Source organism: Burkholderia sp. PAMC 26561, assembly GCF_001557535.2.
Lineage (GTDB): Bacteria > Pseudomonadota > Gammaproteobacteria > Burkholderiales > Burkholderiaceae > Caballeronia.
Map to the genome: position 1 here is coordinate 1159143 of NZ_CP014307.1, position 24188 is coordinate 1183330.

18 protein-coding genes are annotated in these 24188 nt (G+C 57.3%); 10 read left to right on the forward strand and 8 right to left on the reverse strand.

Going from position 1 to position 24188, the window contains the following annotated elements; genetic code table 11:
• Nucleotides 1-48: 48 nt before the first annotated feature.
• The 4 genes from AXG89_RS42225 to AXG89_RS20890 form a co-directional block, all read right to left on the reverse strand.
• Nucleotides 49-1125: a hypothetical protein gene (locus AXG89_RS42225; RefSeq protein ID WP_162916092.1), complete on the reverse strand. Its 1077-nt coding sequence runs from the start codon at nucleotides 1123-1125 to the stop codon at nucleotides 49-51.
• Between the two features lie 29 nt (nucleotides 1126-1154).
• Nucleotides 1155-2858: an LA2681 family HEPN domain-containing protein gene (locus tag AXG89_RS20880; protein WP_062172253.1), complete on the reverse strand. Its 1704-nt coding sequence runs from the start codon at nucleotides 2856-2858 to the stop codon at nucleotides 1155-1157.
• Nucleotides 2859-3270: 412 nt separating this feature from the next.
• Nucleotides 3271-4445, reverse strand: a protein-coding gene (locus AXG89_RS20885; RefSeq protein ID WP_119024612.1) for an IS3 family transposase whose coding sequence is annotated in 2 segments (ribosomal slippage) — nucleotides 3271-4172 and nucleotides 4172-4445 — 1176 coding nt in all. Because the reading frame shifts where the segments join, the coding sequence is not laid out codon by codon here.
• 57 nt (nucleotides 4446-4502) lie between these two features.
• Complete coding sequence (locus AXG89_RS20890) at nucleotides 4503-5063, reverse strand: hypothetical protein (protein WP_062172255.1); 561 nt, start codon at nucleotides 5061-5063, stop codon at nucleotides 4503-4505.
• 929 nt (nucleotides 5064-5992) lie between these two features.
• On the opposite strand from AXG89_RS20890, the gene AXG89_RS20895 reads away from it, so the two are divergent.
• From AXG89_RS20895 to AXG89_RS20905, 3 genes are read left to right on the forward strand one after another with little or no spacing between them, the layout of a single operon-like run.
• The gene (locus AXG89_RS20895; RefSeq protein WP_047845635.1) at nucleotides 5993-6457 is read left to right on the forward strand and encodes a hypothetical protein; all 465 of its coding nucleotides are present in this window, start codon (nucleotides 5993-5995) and stop codon (nucleotides 6455-6457) included.
• A gap of 10 nt (nucleotides 6458-6467) precedes the next feature.
• Entirely contained in the window at nucleotides 6468-7175 is a 708-nt protein-coding gene (locus AXG89_RS20900) for a nucleotide-binding protein (protein WP_062172257.1), read from the forward strand.
• Nucleotides 7165-7899 carry a hypothetical protein gene (locus AXG89_RS20905; RefSeq protein ID WP_047845637.1) on the forward strand — a complete coding sequence of 245 codons (735 nt, stop codon included), beginning with the start codon at nucleotides 7165-7167 and terminating at the stop codon, nucleotides 7897-7899. Before AXG89_RS20900 ends, AXG89_RS20905 begins: the two co-directional genes overlap by 11 nt.
• Nucleotides 7900-7978: 79 nt before the next feature.
• On the opposite strand, the gene AXG89_RS20910 is transcribed toward AXG89_RS20905, so the two are convergent.
• Both AXG89_RS20910 and AXG89_RS20915 read right to left on the reverse strand, forming a co-directional pair.
• Entirely contained in the window at nucleotides 7979-10093 is a 2115-nt protein-coding gene (locus AXG89_RS20910; protein WP_335671964.1) for a ParB/RepB/Spo0J family partition protein, read from the reverse strand.
• A gap of 242 nt (nucleotides 10094-10335) precedes the next feature.
• Nucleotides 10336-11169 carry a DUF932 domain-containing protein gene (locus AXG89_RS20915; protein ID WP_062172259.1) on the reverse strand — a complete coding sequence of 278 codons (834 nt, stop codon included), beginning with the start codon at nucleotides 11167-11169 and terminating at the stop codon, nucleotides 10336-10338.
• An 899-nt stretch (nucleotides 11170-12068) separates the two neighbouring features.
• On the opposite strand from AXG89_RS20915, the gene AXG89_RS20920 reads away from it, so the two are divergent.
• The 7 genes from AXG89_RS20920 to AXG89_RS20950 all read left to right on the forward strand — a co-directional run bounded on the left by AXG89_RS20920 (nucleotide 12069) and on the right by AXG89_RS20950 (nucleotide 21549).
• Nucleotides 12069-13790, forward strand: coding sequence for a serine/threonine protein kinase (locus AXG89_RS20920; RefSeq protein WP_062172261.1), 1722 nt, complete (start codon nucleotides 12069-12071; stop codon nucleotides 13788-13790).
• 343 nt (nucleotides 13791-14133) lie between these two features.
• Nucleotides 14134-16800, forward strand: coding sequence for a TrlF family AAA-like ATPase (locus AXG89_RS20925; protein ID WP_062172263.1), 2667 nt, complete (start codon nucleotides 14134-14136; stop codon nucleotides 16798-16800).
• A 561-nt stretch (nucleotides 16801-17361) separates the two neighbouring features.
• Entirely contained in the window at nucleotides 17362-17820 is a 459-nt protein-coding gene (gene tnpA / locus AXG89_RS20930) for an IS66-like element accessory protein TnpA (protein WP_062172264.1), read from the forward strand.
• Nucleotides 17820-18173 carry an IS66 family insertion sequence element accessory protein TnpB gene (tnpB, locus tag AXG89_RS20935; protein ID WP_062172265.1) on the forward strand — a complete coding sequence of 118 codons (354 nt, stop codon included), beginning with the start codon at nucleotides 17820-17822 and terminating at the stop codon, nucleotides 18171-18173. Before tnpA ends, tnpB begins: the two co-directional genes overlap by 1 nt.
• A 91-nt stretch (nucleotides 18174-18264) precedes the next feature.
• A complete protein-coding gene (gene tnpC / locus AXG89_RS20940; RefSeq protein ID WP_062172266.1) occupies nucleotides 18265-19860 on the forward strand; it encodes an IS66 family transposase in 1596 nt (531 codons plus the stop codon).
• A 140-nt stretch (nucleotides 19861-20000) separates the two neighbouring features.
• The gene (locus AXG89_RS20945) at nucleotides 20001-20753 is read left to right on the forward strand and encodes a hypothetical protein (RefSeq protein ID WP_162916095.1); all 753 of its coding nucleotides are present in this window, start codon (nucleotides 20001-20003) and stop codon (nucleotides 20751-20753) included.
• Complete coding sequence (locus AXG89_RS20950; RefSeq protein WP_062172268.1) at nucleotides 20725-21549, forward strand: FRG domain-containing protein; 825 nt, start codon at nucleotides 20725-20727, stop codon at nucleotides 21547-21549. Before AXG89_RS20945 ends, AXG89_RS20950 begins: the two co-directional genes overlap by 29 nt.
• Here AXG89_RS20950 and istB read toward each other — a convergent pair.
• Both istB and istA read right to left on the reverse strand, forming a co-directional pair.
• Nucleotides 21536-22354 carry an IS21-like element helper ATPase IstB gene (gene istB, locus AXG89_RS20955; protein WP_062172269.1) on the reverse strand — a complete coding sequence of 273 codons (819 nt, stop codon included), beginning with the start codon at nucleotides 22352-22354 and terminating at the stop codon, nucleotides 21536-21538. The genes AXG89_RS20950 and istB overlap by 14 nt on opposite strands.
• The gene (gene istA, locus AXG89_RS20960; RefSeq protein WP_062172270.1) at nucleotides 22351-23850 is read right to left on the reverse strand and encodes an IS21 family transposase; all 1500 of its coding nucleotides are present in this window, start codon (nucleotides 23848-23850) and stop codon (nucleotides 22351-22353) included. Before istA ends, istB begins: the two co-directional genes overlap by 4 nt.
• Between the last annotated feature and the right edge of the window lie 338 nt (nucleotides 23851-24188).

Consider the following 24188-nt stretch of genomic DNA (forward strand, 5'->3'; position numbering starts at 1 on the left):
CAGGGGAGATCATTCGGAAAAAGCGGTGTAATCACGCGTCGCGCCAGCTCACGCGGTGCCGTCAGCGTCAGAGGCTTCCGTGGGCCAGTCAGCGTGGAGATCGAAGAGATCGCCAAACGTTTCGCCTTCGTGCTCGACGAGATGGTCGGCTTCCACCAGCGCGTGTGGAAAGCGTAATGCACTGTGTGGAATCGGCAATAAAGCCCAAGGATTAAGGTAAAGCAAATTGGATCCACGTGCGACGAAATGCCAGGGGTCGAATCGCCGGAATAGCCAGACGCCGCTCAGCCTCGTGCATTGAGGGCCCCGCGGTCCATACCATACACCGTCGGGTCGGCGGACGATGCGATGTTCTCCAAGCGACGCATCGCGGGGTATCCAGAACTCCAAGTGACCGAAGAGGGCGTCTCGTTCTTGCGTTACATCGGCAAAGCCTTCTTCTATTTTGATAGCGACAACATGCGGAAGGTCGATATCGCCGTAGCGTGTTGCTTTCGATTTCGCAGAAGCCTTGACAGTATCGACGATATTGACCGATCGAATTCCTAAACCGCGCATGCCGATAGTCCTCCCGCTTGGGCGTCCAGGGTGCTTGCGCGGAATGGCCTTGAAGATGATGGTCCAGCCGTCGTGTTCATACCTCAACTCCTCTCGAGGACGCTCATCTCTGATCTGCTGCTCGACCACATTGACGTCCATAGACTGGAGCCACCGTCTGATTTGATGTCGAAGGTTTTTGCGTGGCACGTTAGTTCGGGGACTTCCTTCGACATCGATATCGAGCAAAAAATTGGCCGAAGGCATGTCATCGATGGCGCGCAGCACCTCATTTTTTCTACGATCGGCCGCGAGCTCGGCGTCGCTCAGCTCACGTGCAAGCGTAGCCTCAACGTAGAAGGCGTCACCGCTGTCCGTGTGGATGCGGAAGTCGGGTCGCTTGCCATTACCGTTAGGAACTTCTGGATGTATCTCGACGGTCCAACCGCTTTGCAAGAAGCATGCATGAAGGAACAGTTCGAATGTCGCCGACGCAAATTGGACGTCTGACTCTCGAAGGCGCTGAAGTAGCTCCGGTCGATGATCTGGCGGGTAGCGGTCAATGCATGACTCAAGAAAGCGGCGCACCGCGGCGGCTTCCGAACGGTTCGATATGTTCAGGTAGCCGAAAGCGCTTTCGTCTTGCCGTTTACCGTCGAGCCGCGTCCGCTCGATGTTAGCGGTCGAAGATCATTTTGGTTCCCATCGGAGCATTTCTCCGGTGTATCTAACATTTCTAAAGGATTAGCCGAGTTCGAACGCGGCTTCCCGGGACTTGGCGCTTCCCTTCCAATGACCCAATCATGGTCGGGGACGATAAGCTCAACCCTAGGTCGCCCGTCGTCATGGATAGACTCATGAATTGCTATCATTTGCGCTGTGTATAGAAGTGCAGCGCGAGAAGTTTGCAAAGTCTCGATGAGATTGGTCCTGAAATAGTCAAGCGCGTAGTGATCGATGTGGAGGCTTTTCCTGCTTGGCGTGTCGCCGATCTCGTGAAGCACGGTGAAACGGTGCGTCGATGAATGGCGCATTGCCCGTTTGTGCTCCAGAAAACCTCCAACCTGTACATCCAGCGATAACTCAGAGATCGCAATAATCGCGGTGTTTCCGGCGGTGATTTCGTCAAGCACGGACTGCTTCCACTGGAGCTGCCGGCCAGCTTCATGCTTTTCGAACCACGTCTTGTGGAAGTATATGTCGCGTGGCTTGCCTGGCAAGGAAAGGTAGGCGCTCGCAAGTACCGCGATCTTATCTAGAAGGTCGAGGCACGCGCGCTGAGCAAGTGTGAGCACGGCCGGCTCAACACCATAGGTCGCATAGTCGAGCGTATCCGAATAATTGCCACTTTCCGTCACCTCGCCATTCAACGCGAGAAAAGCGATTTGCCTTGCTGCCAGATAGTCGGCCTTGAGAACATTAAACATGGCGAACAAAGGGGGCACGCCGTCCGTCGCTTCGAGCCCTTCTGATATTCCGTCGATCCGCAAGGAATCCCATCTTAATAAGGAAACGTCCAAACCTTCGATCGCTTCCGTGAGGAAAAGGCGATGTCTTGCAACGAAACGCTGATATTCATCTGCGTTTGACATATCTGGTGGGCTGGCAGGTGGCAGATTCAACGTCAACGTTTTTGTTAGCTTCTGAAATCCGGATTCACCGACGAACTCGCGAATGCGATCGGCATTGTCGTTGGCGATCGAGAGATGTTGAGCGGCAACAGCCAAGATGGCCGCTTCGTCACACGCCCCCTGGTTAATTGATTTGAGTAGCAGACGCGCCGCCACAGCATGCGCGACACCATTGGACGGGTCAAGCTCGAGCGCCAGTGAATATTGGTCGTATGCCTCGGTGTACCTGTACGCATCCGAAAGAGCGTTTCCCAGATTCGTATAAGCCTGAGTTCGCAGCTCGATGTGAATTTGCGGATTAGATGCCACCTTACCGTAAAGGCGGCGGGCCCTCGCGCGATCTACTGCAGTTTGCAGATACCATTCTGGATATTGCGACCAAGCGAGATTGGCCCGCGCCATCAAGCCATTAGCCAAGTTGTATTCGACGCTGAAGTTTTCTGGTGCACTCTCGAGCAGTCGCTCGAAGATCGCAACCCCATCGCTCACCGCCGTCTGGCTCTTGGTAACACTGCCGGCGTCAACCAATGTCCCTCCGGCAAGGAGATCGATATTTCGCTGGTCAACGCCCGGGCAGCTCAAATTTCGCGCTCTTTCGATGGCAGCAAGCGGGTCTGTGTCGAGCAGCACTCCCAATTCGTTGGCGAGCTTCCGCAACTGCATTTCCATTTTCGACGGATGGGTGTCCATAGCCTGTTCTCTGATTTCGCTTTGGAGGGGTTTGCATGCTGCGAAGTTTTATGTTCTACAAAGGATACTGAGGCGGATCAGCTCATGTGAGCAGCCGGAGCTTGTTGCCCGGACCTACTTCGATAGGGTCTTTCCAAGTGTTCCACGTTGGCACTTGGGTCTGCCCAATTAGGGCCGCGTCGCAATAGTCGTCGCATCTAAGAGTTGTCCAGAAGACGCACACAGGAGCTTGAATTGGCTTGGGCCAATCATCCGAACCCATATCGATCTTGACTTCAAGACGGCGCTCCACGTTGGCATATCCGGCGTAGAGTGTCCCTATGTGACCGTCTTCAATCCTGATCGCTGCACCATGGAGTCGGGCGATCGCATAGAGGGTTGAGGTCGGTCGTCAATAGTGGAGAGCAATGGGTTAAGCCGCGAGTCGCGTTTTATAAAATCGCTGCACGAAGGCAGCAGGCGACAGATAGTCAAGACGGGCTTGCTTGCGTTGCCGGTTGTAGAAGATCTCGATGTATTCGGTGATGGCCTGCCGGGCCTCGGCGCGCGTCGTGAACCGGCGGTGATGCACGAGTTCGTTTTTGAGCGACCCCCAGAAGCTTTCCATCGGCGCATTATCGTAGCAATCGCCTTTGCGACTCATGGACATCGTCATGCCGAACTGCTTTGCTAGATCCCGATAGTCATGCGAACAATATTGACTGCCACGATCCGAATGTAGGATCAAACCGGCTGCGGGCCGTTTAAGTGCGACCGCGGCAAATAGCGCCTGCATTACCAAGGTGCGGGTCATACGTTCGCTCATGGCGTAGCCGACCAGCTCGCCGTTGAACAGATCCTTGATGCCGGCTAGATACAACCAGCCCTCATCTGTCCACACGTACGTGATATCGCTCACCCAGGCCTGGTTCGGCATGCTCATGTCGAAGTTGCGTTCCAGCAAATTCGGTGCGACTGGCAAATCGTGCTTCGAATCCGTCGTGTTTCTGAACTTGCGCTTCTGCTTGCAACGCAGTCCCAGCTTGGTGCGAATGCGCCTAATGCGGTGAAGGCCAACGCACACGCCATGATCAAGCAGATCCGCCTGCAATCGCTCGCGCCCATACGTTTGCCGAGTTCGTTCGTGCGCCGCTACAATCTCGATTTCAAGGCGCGCGTTCTCTTGTGCACGTGGCGAGTCGAGCCGTCGGCGCCAAGCGTAGAAACTGCTGGCCCCTAGCTCAAACACACGGCACAGCACGGAAATCGGGTAGTCCTGTCGCATCGTTTCGATCCGGTCACATCTCACCGCGACTCCTTCGCGAAATAGACCGTCGCTTTTTTTAAAATATCGCGCTCCATCGTGACCGTCGCCAGCTCGCGCTTGACCCGCGCCAATTCCGCCTCCAACTCGCTCTGCGGCTTTTGCGTCTCGCCTACCTTCGTTAGCGTCCCTTTTCGCTCGGCAACGACCCACGCGCCAAGCGTTTTAACCGACAAAGATAATCGGCCCGCAACTTCTCGCTGCGACAGTCCATCGACAAGAACGAGCTTCACCGCCTGCTCGCGAAACTCCTTCGTGTAGCGGCCTTTCGGTCCTCGATTCATTTGATCTCCATTTCGCTCATTCTACGAAACATTGATCTCCACTTTCTTCAGCCTATCTCAGGTCAGTAGATCCTTTGCCTGAACAGGAAGTGCCCGGTCGACAGGTGTGAGAACCTCGTTTTTAATTAAAACATCGACGAAGTCCTGATGGAGAACTTCATCCGTGAAAGCAGGTTTCCAAAAAAAGCGGTTTGCAAGGAAATCTAGTGATTTGGCATCGCTGTCTGAAAGTGGAAATCCGGACTTGAGTTTTCGAAGAGCCTTTTCGAATTTTGTTCGCGCTGCGTCACGATGCATCCCGCATCTTTCCTTAAGTTCCTGATCCATGAGCAACCGCAAATTGGCTAGTCCTGCGGAGCGAAGATCGTCTTCGGTCGGCTGTACACCTCTTAACCCAAGGCTCCAGACACGAAAGCTTGTGAATATGTCGCGGACCCGCTGGGTCACTGGACCCTTATTGCGCTCATCGCGGTGCGCGAGGAAATCCCCAAGTTCCCGGAAGCTTTCCTTGCCGTGGAAGGATTGGCGCTGTTCGAGAAACAGCCGATCAAGGTCCTCAACGTTACCGCGGCCTTCGATTAAGCGGCGCGCCCGCACTTGAAGCTCTTTTTTTATCATTGATCCTTACTCTGCATGAGATCTCGTCACGGAAGGGAACGCACACCGGATAGTGCGACTGCGCGCCCGAGCAAAACAAATTCGCTTACCGAGAGGTCGGTGAGTCATCGCATCGTACCTGGTGTCGGATATCGGAACTCGGAGACTCGAGCAGATTTGCCGTGACTATACATCGGGGGAAAGACATTGAACTGGACACCGAGACCTGTCGATGAAGAGAGCTGATTGTTTATGGTGCCCAAAACCGGCGCAAGCCAATCCTGCCATCACTTTTTCAATGTCGTATTTCGGCTTCGAAGTTCGACATTTTCTGCGAGGTTGATCCGCCGAGTTCGTGACGTTGACTGTCCGATTCTGTTAGTTATGTGCCAAGAGTCTGTCGGTGCGCCGGGGTGATTGGGACTATTACGTCTACCGGGTCGACGGAATCGAAAATGTCAGTATGTCGACTTCGATCCCGAAGTTCCCGAGGTCATCCGGGCGAATTTGAGCCGGACTGCTCTGCTGGTCGCACCGGTGTATAGCATCAGTCTGACGGGTTCGCGCCCTGTGTCGGCCAGCTCTCATTCGCTGGTTTGCGATGTGCGCGCAGGAAGTCTGCGGAGCTATCCGATCAAATTTTCCGGTATGGTCGACTAAGCTTTGCAGGTGCTCCGTTGGGACTGCTCACTGCGGCATGCAGGTTGGAAGGTGTAGCGCTATGGCCGCACGTCGCTGCGCACCAGTTCGCTAGCTCATTAGCTCTGGCCTGCGATATGCCCTCTCGAAAGCTGATGGCTCGGGTCGGGTGCCAAAAATTTTTTCTGTTCCATCGGTTTCCTGCGTATTCCCATCGATTCCAGTCATGCGGTTCTAAAGTCGGAATGGGTATTGACGAGCAGCTTCGCGATTCGCATGATGGTCACGAAAGCGACGCATGGGAGTGAATCGTGCCGGGTGCAAAAGGCTACACACGGGCGCAGTGGGATGAGTTTGTCCATGCCCTTGATGCGTTACCGGAGAAGCCCCGGAATGAACAACGCGTCACGGTCAGCGATGCAATGAAAGAGATCCGGGCGCATATCACTGCCACCCAGGCGAAAGGATATACGCTCGAGGAAATTGTTCAGGAGGCTGGGCGTAAGGGGCTCGATGTGAGCATTGGCGCAGTCAAGTACGCGCTGTATCGCCCAGAACCTTCTGACGCAGTATCCAGAACGGCCAATCCCAAGGCGCCGCGCGAGGCCGACCCGTCGTCCCGTCCGAAGCAGGCTGTAAAGCAGAAGGGTAAGCGCGTGGACAACGCACATGTCGTCGCACGACAACAAAGGGGAAGGGGTGTCAACCAGCCGGGATCGATGGAGATTCAGGACGCGTTCTCCTTTGAGATACGGCCTGATATCGAAAACCTGTAGGAGGTCGGTGATGGATACGGTGTATCCCATTTATCTGGTCGGTGGCAGCAAGGGCGGTGTTGGAAAAAGCATGGTCACGCTTGCCCTGGCGGACTATTTGCAGCGACAGGGTATCCATGCGGTGCTGCTGGAAACCGATACGTCGAATCCCGATGTCATGAAAGCGCTCAGGGACGATATCAAATGCGCGGCCTATAACCTCGATGATGCAGACGGCTGGATCGGATTTGTGAACTTCTGTGATAGCCACTGGGGTGCGGCTGTGATCGTCAACACTGCCGCACGCAATCAGACCGGGTTTACACGGTACGGCGGGACGCTGGCCCGGACGCTGGCTGAACTGCAGCGGCAACTCGTCGTGCTGTGGGTGATCAACCGGCAGCGCGATAGCCTTGAGTTACTGCATATCTTTGGACAGACGTTTCCGGATACCTTGACGCATGTCGTTCGCAATGGCTACTTCGGTGAGCCGGACAAGTTCACGCTGTATCAGGAATCGCAGCTTCGCAAAGCTATCGAGACGAAAGGACGCTCGCTCGACTTCCCCGATCTGGCGGATCGGGTCGCAGACGAATTGCGCAGTCAACGTATCTCCATCCGCAAGGCGGCTGAAGTCATGCAGATTGGACAGCGCGCGGAGTTGTTTCGCTGGCGGGAATTGTGCGATGCCATGTTCTCGAAAGTGATCAGCATCGAGGGGATCATCCATGAGCAATAGGCGGTCGAGGTCGGTCGATCCGCTCGTGCGCCTGTTTCGCGAGGTATCGGGGGATGTTCCTGACGGGGCGAGTCTCGCCCGTATGCACCAGGTATCGAGCGCACTGAACCTGCGTGACAATGACGCGTTATGGTCGATTATCGCAGTGCTCGAATACTATGCGCGCCTGTATGAAGCCATGCCGGAGCGTATCCGGTGGGCGAGCGAGGGTAGTCTCGAAGCCGCGCGCCGGGAAGTCGGTGGCGCGACCGATGCGCTAATGCAGCAGCATCGGGATGCGCTGGAGCGATGTAAGGCGACGATCCAGTTGGCGGAAAGCCTGATACGGGAACATGAGGCGCGGTACCGGGCAGCACTCGCACAACTCAATGAGACGGCAATGATGGCCTTGATCGAGCGCATGTCAAATCAGGTCGCGCGCACGGCGGGCAACCGGTTGGTCGGCGTCGCAGCAGTTTCGGCTCGTGAGCAACGCGAGCGACTGGACATTGCGATGTCCGCGTTTGGGCAGGCGGTTGAGGCAGCGACGGCGCGCGTGGAGGTGATGGCTACACGTATGGAAATGCGTTTTGTACGCTCGATACGTCGCCTGTTGCTGGCGGGCGGTGCCGTCGTCTGCCTGCTGCTGGTTTCCGGCGGGCTGGCGGACTGGTGGAGGGAGTGTCATCTGGCGGGCGCGGATTGTCGCACGGTGCAGATGCGGCAGGCAGACGGCAGGCCTTGAAGGGGCCGCCGTCTGCGTTGCCCTGTTACCAGAGCAACGGGTCGGGCTTACGCGACGCGCCGGTCAGCTTGCGCGGTGCTCACGCTGGCAGCTGTCGGGAAAGCCACGGCGGCTGTTTGCTCCGCGTGTCGGGGGACGCGTCTGCATCGTGAGGCGTGTTGTTGATGTTCTCGCCGCCGTTGAATTCATCCGGTTCGGCGTCGCCATCCTCGCCACCCTGCGTCTCGCCTGCGCCGTTCCCGGCATCCGTATTGTCTCCGTCGTCTTCGTCGTGGATGTCCCATGAATGTGCGGCCGGGATTTCGCGATCGGTGAGGATTTCCGGGACCCATGCGACTTTCGCGAGCCGCAGTTCGGCGGCGGCTGCCGCGTCGGCCTTCTTCATCTTGCCGAGGTCAGCAGCGATCTTCGGTGACACGGCGGTGGCAACAACTTCCGCGATGCGCGCCTTGCTGACGTGATCGAAATACGAGGCGCGCGTGGGCGTCCAGTACCGCGTCATGTCGAGGTTCAGCGCGCTGGCGAGCGTGTTGATGGCGTGAGGCTTTTCGTCGCCCGCAATACCGTCAAGCAGCGCGCCGGTGCAGAAGGAGAGCAGGTCGAGCAGGGTCGTGCCGGGGTCCTGTTCGATTAGCCACGGCAGCAGGTCCGCGCGCCGCGCGGGCAGTTCACGGCCCCACTGCTCGCGCTGCGCCTCGATGAGACCCCACGCGGTGTTGGCGGGCAGGTCGTCCGCCGAGCCGAGCAGACTGTCGCGGTTGTTCGTGCAGGACAGTTTCAGCGCATGCGGTGCGAGACCCGTCCCATACCGCTCCGGAAAGACTTCCGGAATCAGGCGTTGGAGGATGGCGCCGAGTGCTACGGATGGCTGCGCGATCAGTTCCGCGTGAATAGCGGCGGTGCGATGCGCAGTGAGGCGCTGGCAGAGCTTTGCGTTGTGGATCGGCTTCTCCTTCGCTTCGGGTTCCTCTGTCTCGCCGGATGCGCGTTCAGTTCCCGGCGTGCCGGTCACGGTCGCGCCCACCGCATACAGTGCCGCGCTGTTCTCGCGGCGCACCAGACCCCTTTCGATGACCAGTTCGCCCTGCGGGCTGACCATCACGAATGCGCCCGCTTCGGCCATCTGCTGAGCGTCCCACGACAGCGTGTCGCTTTCAAGTGCGATGAGGGCAGCGTTCACCCTGTCGATTTCGGCTTCGAGGCGTTCGGCTTGCTCGTAGGCATTCTCGTCGTCCTCCGACAGTGCATCGAACTTTTCAGCCAGTTCGTCCTGCTGCGTGGTGAGCACGTCCATTTCCCGCTGTTCGTCGTCGGTGAGGGGGCGCTGCACCGGTTGCAGCCTGCCGTAGCGGTTCAGCTCGAACACGTCGCGCTCGATACGCTGTTCGGTCCAGCCCCAACCCTCGGCGCGGACTTCTTCGGCGGCGGAGTCGAGTTTCGCGGCGGCAAGACCTTGCAGCAGTTCGGCGTCGGCAACGTAACCCGCGTTTTCGTCGTCGCTAAAGAGGTCACGTCTCACGTAACCGCCCGCTGCCTCATAGACGTCCAATCCCACGAAGCGCACGAGGCGGCTGCGGCTCGCGTCGATCTCGGTACGTGTGATCGCCTGCCGCAGATAGTTGGGCTGGCGTTGCCACTCGTTCGCGTCAAACCAGATGCGCTCCTGCGTCTCGTGGTCATCTGTGAGCGCGAGCGCCGAAAGCTGGTTAAGCGTGATCGCGTCCTCGCGCAGCAGCGCGAGCAGTGTCGGCGAGGCGCTGGCGAGCTTCATACGCCGTTTGATCGTGATCGGCGCGGCCGAGAAAAGAGCGGCGATGTAATCGATGCTACGGCCTTCCTCGGCCAGCATCCGGTGGGCGCGCAGCACGTCGAACGGGTCGAGCCCTTCGCGTTCGCTGTTTTCGATCAGCGAAATGGCGAGGGCTTCGCCTTCGCTGACGATGCGCACGGGGACCGGATAGTCGGCGGTGATGTCTTTCTGCTCGAACAGGAGATCGAGTGCCGCCTCGCGGCGCTGCCCAGCACAGACTCCGTATTTGCGCTGCCTGCCGCGCGAGCCCTTCATCTCGTGGATGACGAGGTTCTGAAGCAGGCCCTTTGCGCGGATACTGACGGCAAGGGCTGCAATACCCGTGAGCGGTTTCGTGCGGGCATTGAGCGGCGAGGGATGCAGGCTGGAATACGGCACGGACACGACCGGCTGCTCTTTGCCAACGGTGGCTTCCAGCAGGATCGTGGCGTCAGTTGCGTTGGCGGTGGTTGCCACGGTTTCGGCGGGGGTTTCGACTTCATGGGCTCGCATGATTGACTCCAGAAATGGAAAAGGAAAGTGCCGGGTCACGGTGCTGCGGGATACCGTCAGGACTTGACCCGAATAGGAGTCCTGATGGTATGAATCGGAAGCGGGGCGGCAATGAGATGCCGCCCGTGCCGTGCTTATGCCTTCATCTGGCGCATGGCGTCCGCGAGCATCCAGAGCGCGCGGTTCAGTTTCACGTTCTGGTCGATACCGGTGACGGGACGAGTGGACATGGCGCGCCCGCTGCGCGAGCGTCCGTGCAGGCCGCCCTTCGTGAGTGATTCTTGCGTCCGGTTAAAAACCGTCCAGAGGTCGTCGCGGCGATCCTCGAAGCGGCGCGGGGTGAGCAACTGGCTTTCGGTGATCGGGGCGGGTGCGTCGGCGCCGGTCGGGTCGTATCGCAGCGCGAGGGCGGAGCGGGCGAACGCGTGCTGTTCGTCGCGCGTGAGCGTCACGGCGCGCATGCCGTCCTTCTGCTCGCGGATCAAGTCGAATCCGTCGAGCACGTCGAATGCGCCATTGATGACGTTCTGCACGATATTGCCTTTGTGGGGCACACGCACCTCGCCAACGGTTTCGCCCGCAACCATGCCGTTCTGGCAAACAAAGCGGAAGACGCCACCGAGCATATGAAAACTGCTGGTGCCATCGTGCGAATTGAGCAGGATGATTTCGTTGACGTCCTCGCCGGTAATCTCATTCGCCGGGCGCATGCGAATCAGGTGTTTTGTGAATTCGCGCTTGTCCTGATCGCGCACGCGCGTCTGGCAGACCATGAAGGGCTGGAAGCCTTCGTTGCGCAGGCCCCGGAGTACGTCGATGGTGGGGATGTAGGTATAGCGTTGCGAGCGACTATCGTGCTTGCCTTGGGCAAAGATGGACGGCGCGACGCGGCGGATCTGGTCGTCCGACAGCGGCGAGTCGGAGCGAAGCATCGGGGCGTCGTAACGAAAAGAGGAAGCGAGTTGCATGTCAGTCTCCTGAGAAAACAGTCAAAAAGGGTTGATCGGTGTTGCGCTGACCGGGCTCCAAGATTCCGCCCGCCGCGTAGGGGTTGGTTTCATCCTGGTCGAAGCCAGGGTTGGCATTGTTGCCGCCAGTCTCCTGAGTTCGCGCCCGTGCGACTGAAGGAGACGGCGCCGGGTGGGTGTCAAGGCAAGAAGTGAGGGGTTGGTGCGGGACGCAGCGAAGCGCAGGACTCGGCCCCGAACGCCTTGACACCCACCCGGTGTCGTCTACGGTCGCGGGTTAGGGCGGGAACGGTGGAGACTGGTGGTTGCGAAGCACTGCGCCTTTGAGCGGGATGAAATGCCGCGCGGCGAGCGCGAATCTGGGGCCGTTTTTCTGGGCCCATCTGACTGGGTTCTAAGGGTTTAGATGTGTCGGTGTCGCGTCAGGAATTGATGCCCGGTAGGGGCGAGACGCTGTAAGCGGCTCGATGCGCAAGCACGAAAGCCCGGCCCGTAGCGCTAGGGAAGGGAGACGCCCGGGGCGGAGGCCGGCAGTACGCATGCCTTCCGCTTGTTTCTGCCATGTAGGCGCGGTCGCCCGGTTGCGTGGTGTCGATGATGGGCCGTACCCGTTGCGTATCGGAAAAGGGGATGAACTGCTTCATGGTCGCAACTGGATGGGCAAACGATGTTCGCAAACCCATTTGATCCTTGGCGATTAAGTTGGCCCATTTGCAAATAAGTTGACCGTTCGAAGAGTCGGCCGGGTCGACCTAACAATGCGCCTAGTGTGGCTTCGTGAACGGGCGCTAGCGGTCAAGCGCGTAAGAGAAGCGATAGCGACGGCGGCACACCGGCCCCTGGTACGCGCGCCTTGTGGTCCTTGGGGTAAGCTGTCTCGTTGATCGAAGAACCACAACATGAACAAGGGGAGCAGCAACATGAGCGTCTGGGTTGACACTAAGGTATGGACCGAGCGATGGGTCAGCGTTGAGAATCTGGGCTCGGGCGGCCAAGGTGTCGTGCTCAAGGCCAGACGCCTGGACGGTGATGGCGCAGCGTGCGTGAAGGTGCTCAGTAAGCAAAAGGACGTGGAGCGCCGGGCACGTTTCTTACGCGAGGCGACCGCGTACCGTACGTGTCATCACGAACTTGTTCCCGCATTGATTGAGACGAATGCGGCTCATGAAGATGACCTCAACTATAAGCTGTTCATCGTCACGGAGTACGTCCCAGGGCTTACGCTGACCGAGTTTATCGAGATGAATGGTGTGTTGGAATTCGCCGATGCAGTTCGACTGACGAGCCGATTGCTCGACACGCTGATCTACCTCCACGAACAGGGTTGGGTTCACCGCGATATCAAGCCTGACAACATCATTGTGCGCGACGACAACATCGAGTTTCCCGTGCTTCTGGACTTCGGTCTGTGCTTCAAGGACGGTATCAGTCCGTCGTTCGTGACCGAGCTGAATCAGGAGGTGGGGAACAGATTCTTGCGCTTGCCTGAGCTCGGGATTGGCAGCGCAAACAAACAGGACGTTCGGTCCGATCTTTCGTTTGTCGGCGCCATCTTATTCTTCGTTATGACGGGTGGTATTCCCGCGTCTTTGTCGGACGGCGATGAACTTATGCCTCATCAGAGATCTGTGTTTTCGTCGACTATCGCCAGGGCTGCGGGTCCCGGCGCCATGACACTATTTGGATGGTTCGATCATGCATTTAACCCCAACGTGCAACGTCGATATGCAGGTGCTACGCAGATGCTGGAGGCACTCAAACTTGCCCTGGCACATTCAATGACGGAGCCGACTGATCGCAACCAGGGAGATCTGGAATTCGTCATAGGCCACGTAGACCGGCGCGCAAACCAGGACCAAGCAGCCAAGGCTCAATTGTGCGACGCCGCCATGACTGCGATTCAGTCGGTGCAGAACAAACTCGCAGTGCGGTTCAAACATGCTTTTGTGACGGTGCAGTCAGGCTGTTCACGGACGCCGCATGGGGTGCGTAACATGTTGGGTTTTGCCAACACCCACAGCGACCAACAGCGGTTTCTCGCCACGTTCGCGGCAACGATCGTTGGCGGTGAGATCGTTATTGAGGTCGACGGCGCACCAGTCTATCGAACGGAAGTCGATAAGCCGGAATATGGCAAGGACTTCGAGACGATGGTGCAGCAGATCTTTACCAGCGGTGTACGTGCGCTGATCGAGGATCCGTCGGGCCAGGTCGTAACCCGGGGTTTCTTCAAGTCCCGTCCGTGCGGAACCCTTGAGGAGGTAACGGCAAAGAGCGGGCTATCCGGCAAGCCAGCGTTTGTGATCGTTTTCGACGACTCGAACGCAACAATGAGCAAGCTGGATCACTCACTTGGGTTTTTCATGGAGTACCAGACAACCAAGGAACTTGTAGACGCGCATTTCGAAACCGCGATCGTCCGTGCCTCGTTGGTCCGCGATGCGGCAATGATCCCCGGGGACGACCCGCTTGAGACACCGAGATGGATCGTGACCGCTCCAGATGGGACTGTCCTGGTCAGCGAGAGTGTTTACCCCAACCCGGATGAGGGCCTCAAGCGCGTGCGCGATCTGATCCGGCACTGGGCCGATATGAAACAAGCGCCTTTGCCGCAAGGCTAAAGGCCCGAGTGTGTAGTCTGGATTCGTTCTCGTGAACGGTTCTGTTTGCAGCGCAATCGCGTCGATGCTAAGCGAGAGCATCGGGTGCGATCCACGGAAGCTGGATGTTGCGCCGTCGAGGCGACAAGTGATTGTCGGTCGGCGGTACGCACTTGCATCGCGTATCCGCGTATGCGCGCCCACTTAGATTCTGGGTTGAATTAGCGTATTTAGGGTCGCCCCTCGGCCTCGAAGCATGACAAAATGCAGTCGCGACCGTGCTTGGAGCATTCTGCTTTCACTGCCTTCCATGCCTTTGGATCGCGAGAGTCTCTGGATAAGAACCTAAAGAAAAGAGGGCGACGTGGCAATCAGCGATCGAGGATCTACCTGGGGGAAGTGGGACCTGCACGTTCATTCGCCAGACACGCACCTGGCAAATGAATATAGCGGCGATTGGTCCGGTTTCGCGCAGAAAGTGGCTGCAGGCGGATTTGCGGTTATCGGCGTGACGAATTATTTCTTTTTCGCTGAGGACGAGATCGAGCGAACCGGTCAGGCGCTCCAGGACGCAGGGGCGAGCGCCGTCGTAGTCGGAAATCTGGAATTCCGGCTGACCCAGCCGAACAAGGACGGCGAAGCGATCAATGCACATGTTTTATTTGACCCGGTGCTCGGGACAGCCGAAATCAATCAGCGACTATCCCGCCTCAAACTGATCAATACACTAGACGCAGACGGCGCGCGTCCAGTGTATTGCACGGAACGCGATATATCGGCAGCGGGGCTGACGATAGCCAACATAACGGTTGAATTTCGCGATCTGCGAGAGTGGCTCCATGCGCAGTTTAATCGGGATGACTATGTACTGATCGGTTGTCCGGTTGGATATGGATCGTTCCGGCCTCAACGCAACGAAGGCCGTGGTGAACAGATCGCGACCGAGCTGGACAAGGGTTGCGCGATAATGTTCGGTGGCCTCAAGGAGCGCGGCTTCTTCGCTGACGCGCACCGGTATGCTGGTGCGATCGCAAAACCTGTGTTGCAGGGAAGTGACGCTCATCGCATCAATGAGCTCGGCATCAACTATAGTTGGGTCAAGGCGAAGCCTACGTTCGACGGGCTGCGCCAACTCATTTATGAACCCACGGAACGGGTCAGTCTGGATCTGGATAGCCCCGAGCATCTGTATCCGAAGCCGTTCTTTAGCGGCCTGCATGTCGAGGGGCCGTTGTCAGCGGGCCAATCGCTCGCGTTCCACAGATCCTCTATTGGGATCAACCGTGATCTTGTCGCCATTATCGGCGGTCGTGGGACTGGAAAGAGCGTGCTTCTGGATTCTGTGCTTGCGCTGTTGCAGCCTGAGCGTTTGTCAACAAAGGGCTCTTTGGACTACCGGCCGCCGGCATTCACGCTAGATTTCACGAAGCAGAACGACGGCGAATGCATAGAGATCACCCGTGACGGCTCCGTTGGCCCTGACTATCTTCACGTTCGGCAGAAGGAATTGCAGGACATCGCCCTTGATCCGAACAAGCTGAGTCAGGAGATCAAGTCGCTTCTGCCCATCGCGACCAATGATCCGCTCGTGGACGTCGAAGAGGAGGTCTCAGCCCTGTTGCGCGAGAAGGAAGAAATTTTCGCGTGGTTTCAGGAGGAAGACGAGGAGGGCAATAAGATAAATACGCCTCGATACAACGACAAAGTCAAGCGCACCAATGAAGAGCGCGTGAACACGCTGACTAATGAAAAGAACAAGCTTCTCGTCACCGAATATAACGGCAATCGCAAGTTGGCAGGAGAAGCCCTGATACTGAAGAATCGGCTCAATGCTTTTCGCAATAAGTTAACGACCACTGTTGGTGAACTCTCCGACGAAGTAGCAGCGCTGAATACCCAACTAGAGCCGCATGACAAGCGGATCCCGGCGATTGATGTCAAGCCGCAGGTCGACGCCCTGGCACAATTTGCGATCGACATTACTGCTTATACGGAGAAGCTGGACGTGACGTCCGCCGAACTGCTGGAGAAGTTGCGGGAGCAGGGTATCGAGCAGGATCCGAAGGGGCTCCTCGACAAGGTTGAGGGCTATCAGCGAGAAGTGGCTCGTGCGAACGACCGGATCGAACGCTACAAGGATAAAAAGGCACGTGCGGAGTCGCTGAACAGGCTTCGAGGGGATTTGATGGTAGCGCACCTTGAGGACATTGCGACTGATGCGGCCAATATTGGCTCGGCTTTTCAGCTTCTGAAGAAAGGACAGGAAGGCTGGAGGCCTGAGCAGGTGCAACTCGTCAATGAGCTGCTCGAGGGCGTCAATATCGAAGGTGCGGTTCACTTCGACGCAGAGGCTTTCTATACGGGTATGGAGCCGTATTTGAATATGCGAAAATTCCGGGCCGCAGCCGGCGCTTCGAAGCGTGAAAAATTGATCGCGAAACTATCGGTCAACTCTCTGGATACCTTCAGGACGCTGGTCTCGGGCGCTGCCGTTGTGTTGGCGGACGACGACTCGAAAGTATCGATCGACCGATTTGTTAGAGACACCGAGTATGTATCCAACAGCGATGCGCTGAACTTCATGGACTACCTGTTCAAACCGTCGCAGCAGCGAAAATATCTGTTTGTTCGTGCGGGCCTAACCTATCGCGGAAAACCGCCAGAAAAGTTATCGGTTGGGCAGCGGGGTACATTCTTCTTGTGCATGAAGTTGGCGACGGATCCGTTCGGCAGTCCCTTCGTATTTGACCAGCCGGAAGATGACCTGGACAACGAGTTCATCGTGAACGATCTGATTCCGATCTTCCGGAAGATAAAGAAATATCGCCAGGTGATCATCGCAACGCATAACGCGAACCTTGTCGTAAACGCCGATGCGGAACAGATTATCATTGCTCACAACGATGCGGAAGTACTGCGCTACGAGACTGGGGCGATCGAGGAGCCCCACATGCGCGAAAAAATATGCGTGATACTTGAAGGCGGCGAGACCGCTTTTCGCCAACGCGAGCTTAAGTACGGGCTTGCGTGATAGCGAATGCGCACCTGGACAATTCCCGGCTCGAACTATATTGCGCGCAAAACGTTGGTTTTTGCTACAGAGGCCCATCGCGAGGTTCCTACAGGATGTTCGCATTTGTGAGCCCTCGGAAGTAGCACCAATTATTGAGTAGGCGATTGGGATGTTATGCGCGATCTCTCTTATCGCGGATTTGTTCGTGCCGCTACTGAGTTGAACGCGTGCTGGCGGCGCATCCTTCCTGCCGACCGGTACGCGGTTGACTGCTCGATCGGGCGATTGGCGACCGCAACGTCAGGACTCTGACGTCAAGTTTCCCGCCGTCGTGCCGTAATACCGTTAAACCATAGAACAAGCGCTACACGGTGTGAAGACTGTGTATTCATTGAAATTGCGTGGCTGAGAGAAGATGGCGTCAATCGAATACAGTCTTTTTCGAGTCAAGTTCGTATCAGGGCCTCAACATAGTCTGTTCCGGCCAAATGTTGGTAAGCGCTCGATCTTGCACACCTAGCTTGTGCTGTTTAGAAGGCTCACGATTGCGTCCGCAACCTCACTTTGCGGACGCAATCCATGACAGAAGATGACCTGAGCTTTTTGCCCTTGCGGGTGACCCGAGTTGGCGTCGGCGGTAAGCGAAGCTTTGACCCGATTGACAAGCGCCGACTGGTTGAAGCCTGTCTTCGGCCTGGGGCTTCGCTATCGGGCCTCGCCCTAAAGGCCGGCGTGAATGCTAACCAGCTGCATAAATGGGTTCGGGTGCATGAGCAGGGCGGCGCCCCGGTCAGGCGCGAAGCGCCGGCCGTACTGTCAGCGTTTGTGCCGGTCGTCACGATCGAGGGGGCGACGCCGGTGATGGCGCCCGCAGCGCGCCGCGTCACTACCGCAGAATCATTCTGCGTTTCGCCACCCTCAACGCGACCAGCCCGACTGACGGCTCACCTGCCCAACGGCGTGAAGCTTGAGCTCGAGTGTTCGCCAGGCGACGTGGCAATCGTCAATGCCATGATCGTTGCATTGGGAGCGCGCTGATGTTTCGCTTCGAGGCGGACCTTATTGTGTTTCTGCATCGAGAACCGATCGACTTTCGCGCCGGCATCAATAGCCTCGTGACGCTCGTCGAGCAGTCCATGCAGCTCGACCCATTTGCGCGCGCCGTGTTTGCTTTCCACAACCGCAAACGTGACCGAGTCAAACTGTTGTTCTACGATCGCAACGGTTTCTGGATGATGTTGAGGCGCCTTGAGGAAGACCACTTCGTGTGGCCGCGCCGGCAGCAGAGCGTCGTCAAGCTGACGAGCGAGCAGTTGCACTGGCTGCTGGAGGGCATCGACATTGATGCTGTACGCCGCCATCCGGTGCGGTCGTACCATCATGTCAGTTGAGCATTAATGTCGCCCATCAGCAATATGGCTCGGCCTGCTGTTACAAATTCCCGTAAACCCATGGCGGGCGACACTTCGCTATCGTGGAGACATGACTGAGGACGACTTCTCCCAATTGCCGCCGGCCGCCCAGGCCTATATCCGTGAACTCGAGACACGCAACCGGCAACTGGGCGAGCGGATTACCCAACTCGAGGAGCAGTTTCGCCTCGCGCAAATCAAGCGATTCGCCCCAAGCAGCGAGAAGCTCAAGGATCGCGTCTTCGACGAGGCCGAACAGATCGACAGCACCGAATCCGACGACATGGAGGTCGGCCCCACTGACGATGCGTTTATGCTCCCCAACACGGGTCTGCCGGATCTGCCTGCGCCCACGAGAAGCAAGCCGGGACGTAAGCCGTTACCGGCGCACCTGCCGCGTCAGCGCATCGAATACGATTTGAGCGAAAGCGAGAAGGTATGTCCGTGTTGCGCGCACCCACTGCATCGCATGGGTGAAGAGCTCAGCGAACAGCTGCACATCGAAGTCAAGGCATCAGTGCTTCAGCACGTGCGTATCAAATACGCCTGTCGCCACTGCGAGCGTCACGCGGAGCGCACGCCGGTGATCACGGCGTCGATACCCGCTCAGCCGTTGCCGGGAAGCAATGCCAGTGCGGCGATGATCGCGACAGTCACCGTGGGCAAATACGTTGACGGCACCCCGCTGTACCGGATGGCCCACGCGCTGGCGCGCGCAGATATTGAAGTCGGACGCGCTACGCTGGCAAACTGGATCATCCGGCCCGCCGAGCTGCACTACAGCCGGCTGTACGAGGCGCTGCGCAAAACACTGCTGTCAAAGCAGCTGATTCACGGCGACGAGACAACGGTGCAGGTGCTCAAGGAGCCGGGCAAGGCCGCCCAGAGCACGTCGTATATGTGGGTGTTCCGCAGTGCTGAAGACTGCCTGGAACCGGTCGTACTGTTCGACTACCAGCCGGGTCGTGGAAAAAGACATCCCCAGACGTTCCTCGCTGGTTACAAGGGGCTACTGATATCCGACGGGTATGCCGCCTGGCGCACGCTCGAAGGCCCAACCCACTTCGGCTGCCTGGCCCACGCGCGGCGTGCCTTCGTGGACGCCCTCAAAGGCATGAAGAAACCGGGTGGTCGTGCCGCACACGGGCTGGAATACTTTAAGGCGCTTTACCAGGTAGAAACGCTCGCAAAGGGCGAACTGCCCGAAGGTGAGACGCGGGTCGATTACACCCTCCGGTTGCGACAGCAACACAGCGTGCCACTGCTTGAGTCCCTGCGCAAATGGCTCGATGAACAGGCACCGCAGATTCTCCCCAAGAGCCTGCTTGGCAAAGCGATCTCCTATACGCGGAACCAGTGGACATACTTGAGCCGTTATGTGAACGACGGACGCGCGCCAATTGATAATAACGTGGTCGAGCGAGATATCCGGCCATTCTGCACGGGCAGATCCTCATGGCTGTTCAGTGACACTGTTGCCGGTGCGAAGGCCAGCGCGGTGATCTATAGCCTGATGCTCACATGCCGGGCATGCAACGTCGAACCCTACGCATATCTCTTGCATGTGCTCACCGAGCTACCGCAAAGGCCGCCCGAAGCAGACATCACCGATCTTCTGCCGTTCAACTTCTCCGCGTCTGCGCTTCAAGCGAATGGCATCGCTTGATCCGCCGGGCGTATTGACGCGACTCGGGGCAGTCAACGCAAGGCGCTAAGCGCAAATCCACCGCCGCACAATTCTATTAATCCCGTGTGCCAGATTGAGCGCTTACAAATGTTGACCGTCCTGCCTTGTTCTTGGCGGCGGTGAATGAGAAACCGTCTGCGGAGCTGCGAAAAGGATACTTGTGGCACATCGGCAACGTAGAGGCATTTTCGAATTCGTCCGGTTATTTCGCGATAGGTCGAACCACTCGCTCGACAATCGAGAAGTTCGACGAGACAGCGGGAAATTTCGTATATGAGGAACTTGAGGAGAGTCCGTTCACGCACTGCGTTTTCGACACTGAATTAAGTCTGCTCGCGGTTGCGAAGAAGACCAGTCTGGCTTCTGATGCAAAAGGCATTGCAATGAAGGTGCAACAGCTATTGCAGGTGTCTGACTCTGTGCTTGAGTACGACGTGAAAGTTGAGATTTTGCCAATTCCCGACCCGGAGGGCTTCCTCCGTATGCTGGCAGACGCATACCGGGTGATTCGTTTCTCGGCGACTTTCCACGGCCCTAATCCTTTTGATGCAGATGAGCACTTCCAGAAGCCTCTATCTGTTTATCTTCAAGCAGCAGATGGCATTGCTGGGAAGGCTCAAATTCAAGGGGACAATCTAAACAGGGAGGTACTCACTGAAGTTACGCGGAGTACCGCCGCCACGGGGAACGAAGCTTCGGCGCGCATCATAAAGGCACGCGCTGAACGACCGGTGACTATCAACCTAAGAGGTGATCCAATAAAGCGTGTGTACAACGAGAAGAATCATCTGCCCCAGCTCGTTTTGCAGCAGTTTGTTGAACTTTATCGTCGAGTGAGATCCAATGGAAGAAATACGCGTCGAGACGACTAACGAGCTGATCCAAAAACTCAACTCGTTTGAAAACCAGTTTGTCTTTCGGGGCCAGGCGAACGCGGTCTGGGGGTTACAATCATCGCTTGAACGTGTTGTCGGTGAGAAATGGTCGCCTGAGCAGGCTACTAAGTTCGAAGAGTTCTCACTGGAGCAGTTCCGTTCGAAATTTCACTTGTACGACAAGGAAAACACCCAACCGACGTCCAAGCTGGCGTGGCTTTCTATCATGCAGCACTATGGAGTGCCAACACGCCTTCTCGATTTCTCGGAGAGTCCATACGTTGCGCTTTACTTCGCCCTTGAGGGTTATTCCCACCAGTCGCAAAACGACCTTGCGATATATGCGCTCGACTATACGAACATCATGGATCGTTCGATAGTGCACATCAAAGATCGAGACAGCGGATTCAAGGAAGACCGACGCTCGGTCTACGAGAAAGCGGATGTAATCTTCGATACGACAGTTGACCGGTTTGCATATCCAATTGCATGGATAGCCGAACCAAAGCAGTTGAACGCGCGACTCGACAGACAAGCCGGTTCGTTCCTGATTTGTGGCGATCGCGGGGCACGCATTGAAGACGTACTTGCTACGCAAGCTTACGACGGTGTGACGATGCAGAAAATATGCTTTCCCGGCAAATTGTATGGCTCATGCTTTGCGGTTCTGCGAAAAATGAACCTTACAAGCAAGAGCCTTTACGGAGTGGATATCGTCAACTACGATGTCCGGTTGCGCGACAACTATGATGGCCGGTCGACGGGGGTAATTGTCGCTGTCAATTGGCTATAGTTGTCGCTCCGTTGTGGTCGTCTGTGGGTAATTGACGCCGCCGCTCTTTCTGTCTGTCATTGGCGTTGCGGCGCCGATAGCTTTCGACATTCAGTTCGAAGATCGTCGAGTGATGAACGAGGCGGTCTATGGCGGCGACGGTCATACCAGGGTCAGGAAACACGTCATTCCACCCCGAGAATGGTTGATTGGCCGTGATGAGAAGACTTTTTCTTTCATATCTCTCGGCTATCAACTCGAACAGCACGCTGGTTTCGGCCTGGTCCTTTCTCACGTACGACAGATCATCCAAGATGATCAGATCGAAACGATCGAGTTTGGCAAGTGCCGACGGTAATTGCAGGCTCTTTCGCGCCACCTGAAGCTTCTGCACCAATTCGCTGGTGCGGGTGCACAGGACCCGATAGCCCGCGTCGATTAAGGCGTGTCCGATGGCGCTTCCAAGATGACTTTTGCCCCCGCCAGGCGGCCCAAACAGTAGAATCGTGGCACCTTTCTCGAGCCACGCATCCCCGGTGGCCAACGCCATGACGTGTGCCTTCGATACCATGGGCACGACACTGAAGTCGAACGTGGCGAGGGTCTTGGTCGGATCCAATTGCGATTCGACGCGATGACGTTCCAGCCTGCGTTTTGCACGTTCAGCCAATTCGTGCTCGAACAATGCGCCCAACAGTTGCGATGCTTGCCAGCCTTCTTTGTCGGACCGTTGGGCGAAGTCAGACCACAGTCGACCGATTGTTGGCAGACGCAATTCGTTGAGCATCAGTCCCATGCTGCCGGTGTCGTACGTCGGTGCACTCATGCGAGCACCTCTTCGTCAAGCAACGCATCGTAGATCGAGGCGTCGGGCATCTCGACTAATACAATGGGACATTCGGCCTGGCGCGGAGCAAATTCTGCGAAGAGCGCTTCCAAATCGGGCAGCTCTCCGAGTTCCAGTAACACGTCAAGCCGCTGGGCCAGTTCTGCCTCTACGCCGTAGTTGCCGGCAAGCTCCAGCAGGCCCACGATGACCTTGCACGCGTTGCGCGGGCTCAGTGCTTGATCCAGGCGCTCCCAAGTCCGGCGGTACGCCTCGCGTGGAAACAGATCGTCACGAAACACGAGGCCCCTGAAGGCTTGGGGTTTGCGTTTGAGCGACTCAATAAAGTGTCGATAATCAATTCCACGCCCGCGACCTGTGCTCGTACGCCTGACTCGCGCCGTGCTGTGCACGAGCGCTCCCGACAGATAGCAGTCAAGCCGATCGCTGTAGAGTCGTACTTTCAAGCGATGTCCGATTAGGCGTGAGGGCGCGCTGTAGATGCTGCCATCCACCGTAAATGTGCCAGAGCGTGTCACGCGTCCTTCGTCCTCAATGAAGTCGGTCGTACGATGCTCAGGCAGCTCCTTTAGGTATCCGCGCTCCACTTGGAACGCGGCAGCATTACGTCGATTGCGGCGCATCACCACGCTGCGCACAAACTCCTCGTAGGCCGCCCGATCAGCGAAATCGCGATGACCGCGCAGCTCCAGTGCCTGATCGACCGCGTCCTTCAAGTAGCGATGCGATGATTCCACGCTGCCGTTCTCGTGACCTAAGCCACGGTTGTTGCGCGTGCCTTCCATGCCATAGTGCCCAAGCAACGCCGCGTAGCGAACCGTAAAGTCGTCCTTCTCCTGAAGGTTCTTAAAAGCTGCCGACAGGCTGTCGGAGCGGTGCTCGCTGGGGCAGCCGCCCGCCTGCCATAAAGCGTTCTGCAATCCTGCTGCCAGTGCCTGGAAACTCTCTCCGCCGTCAACGACGCTGGCGTATTCCCAGCGCGAGAACGCCAGCACAAAGTGATAGAGCAAATGTCCGAACGCAACACCGGCGATCGTTACACCCAGTTTCTCCATGTGCGTGAAGTCCGACAGCCCGCGCACGCCGGGCTGGTAGGTTTGAGGGAAGAACACCTCCTTGCCGGGTCCTTCGAGCGCGCGCCATTGGCTGATATGCCGTTCAAGGGTGCGACGCATGCTGTCGGGGAAACGATCAGCATGGTCTTCTTGCAACTTGCGCAGAAGGGTGATGGCTTTGAGTTTCGGCGAACAGCGTAACAACGGCACGATTTCGCTGTCCCAAACGTCGGCAAAGGGATTTGTCCGCGTCCGCCAATCGCGTTCTGGCTTCTGCGAGGGCAACTCGGTCGCTTTGGTTACGCGGCGAGCTGTGCGCACGCTCATACCTGCTTTCGCGGCGGCAACTTCCTGTGTGTGGTCTTTGCGCTTGGTCATGTAGAGATGAACCTGTCGATCGGTGATGTGGGTTCCAGACATTGGCGAACTGCTCTTTAGCTGCAGTCGACCATCCTATTCCCCGCCGAATCAGCGCTGCCGGTGGTTCGGCGTCTACGGCGGCTACGCCGCCTTCGACACCTCACCACCGGCCATCATAGTTGTCGCAAAAGCGGACTTCCCAATTGTCGCGCACCAACGGAGACCTCGACGGCTTGGCACGGGCTATTCGAATGAATATGCAGGTGTACGCGTCTTAGTCAAAAGAGTCTCACAGGAGGCAGCGTAGGTTGCCTGCCACAGTCGAAAGACACGAGCAACGAGATACGCGACAACTCGAACGCCCGACATGCGTTGACTTGAGTCCTTCAAGTTTCCGA

Bases quoted from the DNA above. Each gene is read 5' to 3' on its own strand.
- AXG89_RS20920 (WP_062172261.1), top strand. From the start codon at position 12,069: ATGAACAAGGGGAGCAGCAACATGAGCGTCTGGGTTGACACTAAGGTA.
- istA (WP_062172270.1), bottom strand. From the start codon at position 23,850: ATGTCTGGAACCCACATCACCGATCGACAGGTTCATCTCTACATGACC.
- tnpB (WP_062172265.1), top strand. From the start codon at position 17,820: ATGTTTCGCTTCGAGGCGGACCTTATTGTGTTTCTGCATCGAGAACCG.
- tnpA (WP_062172264.1), top strand. From the start codon at position 17,362: ATGACAGAAGATGACCTGAGCTTTTTGCCCTTGCGGGTGACCCGAGTT.
- AXG89_RS20890 (WP_062172255.1), bottom strand. From the start codon at position 5,063: ATGATAAAAAAAGAGCTTCAAGTGCGGGCGCGCCGCTTAATCGAAGGC.
- AXG89_RS20900 (WP_062172257.1), top strand. From the start codon at position 6,468: ATGGATACGGTGTATCCCATTTATCTGGTCGGTGGCAGCAAGGGCGGT.
- tnpC (WP_062172266.1), top strand. From the start codon at position 18,265: ATGACTGAGGACGACTTCTCCCAATTGCCGCCGGCCGCCCAGGCCTAT.
- istB (WP_062172269.1), bottom strand. From the start codon at position 22,354: ATGAGTGCACCGACGTACGACACCGGCAGCATGGGACTGATGCTCAAC.
- AXG89_RS20915 (WP_062172259.1), bottom strand. From the start codon at position 11,169: ATGCAACTCGCTTCCTCTTTTCGTTACGACGCCCCGATGCTTCGCTCC.
- AXG89_RS20950 (WP_062172268.1), top strand. From the start codon at position 20,725: ATGGAAGAAATACGCGTCGAGACGACTAACGAGCTGATCCAAAAACTC.
- AXG89_RS20905 (WP_047845637.1), top strand. From the start codon at position 7,165: ATGAGCAATAGGCGGTCGAGGTCGGTCGATCCGCTCGTGCGCCTGTTT.
- AXG89_RS20880 (WP_062172253.1), bottom strand. From the start codon at position 2,858: ATGGACACCCATCCGTCGAAAATGGAAATGCAGTTGCGGAAGCTCGCC.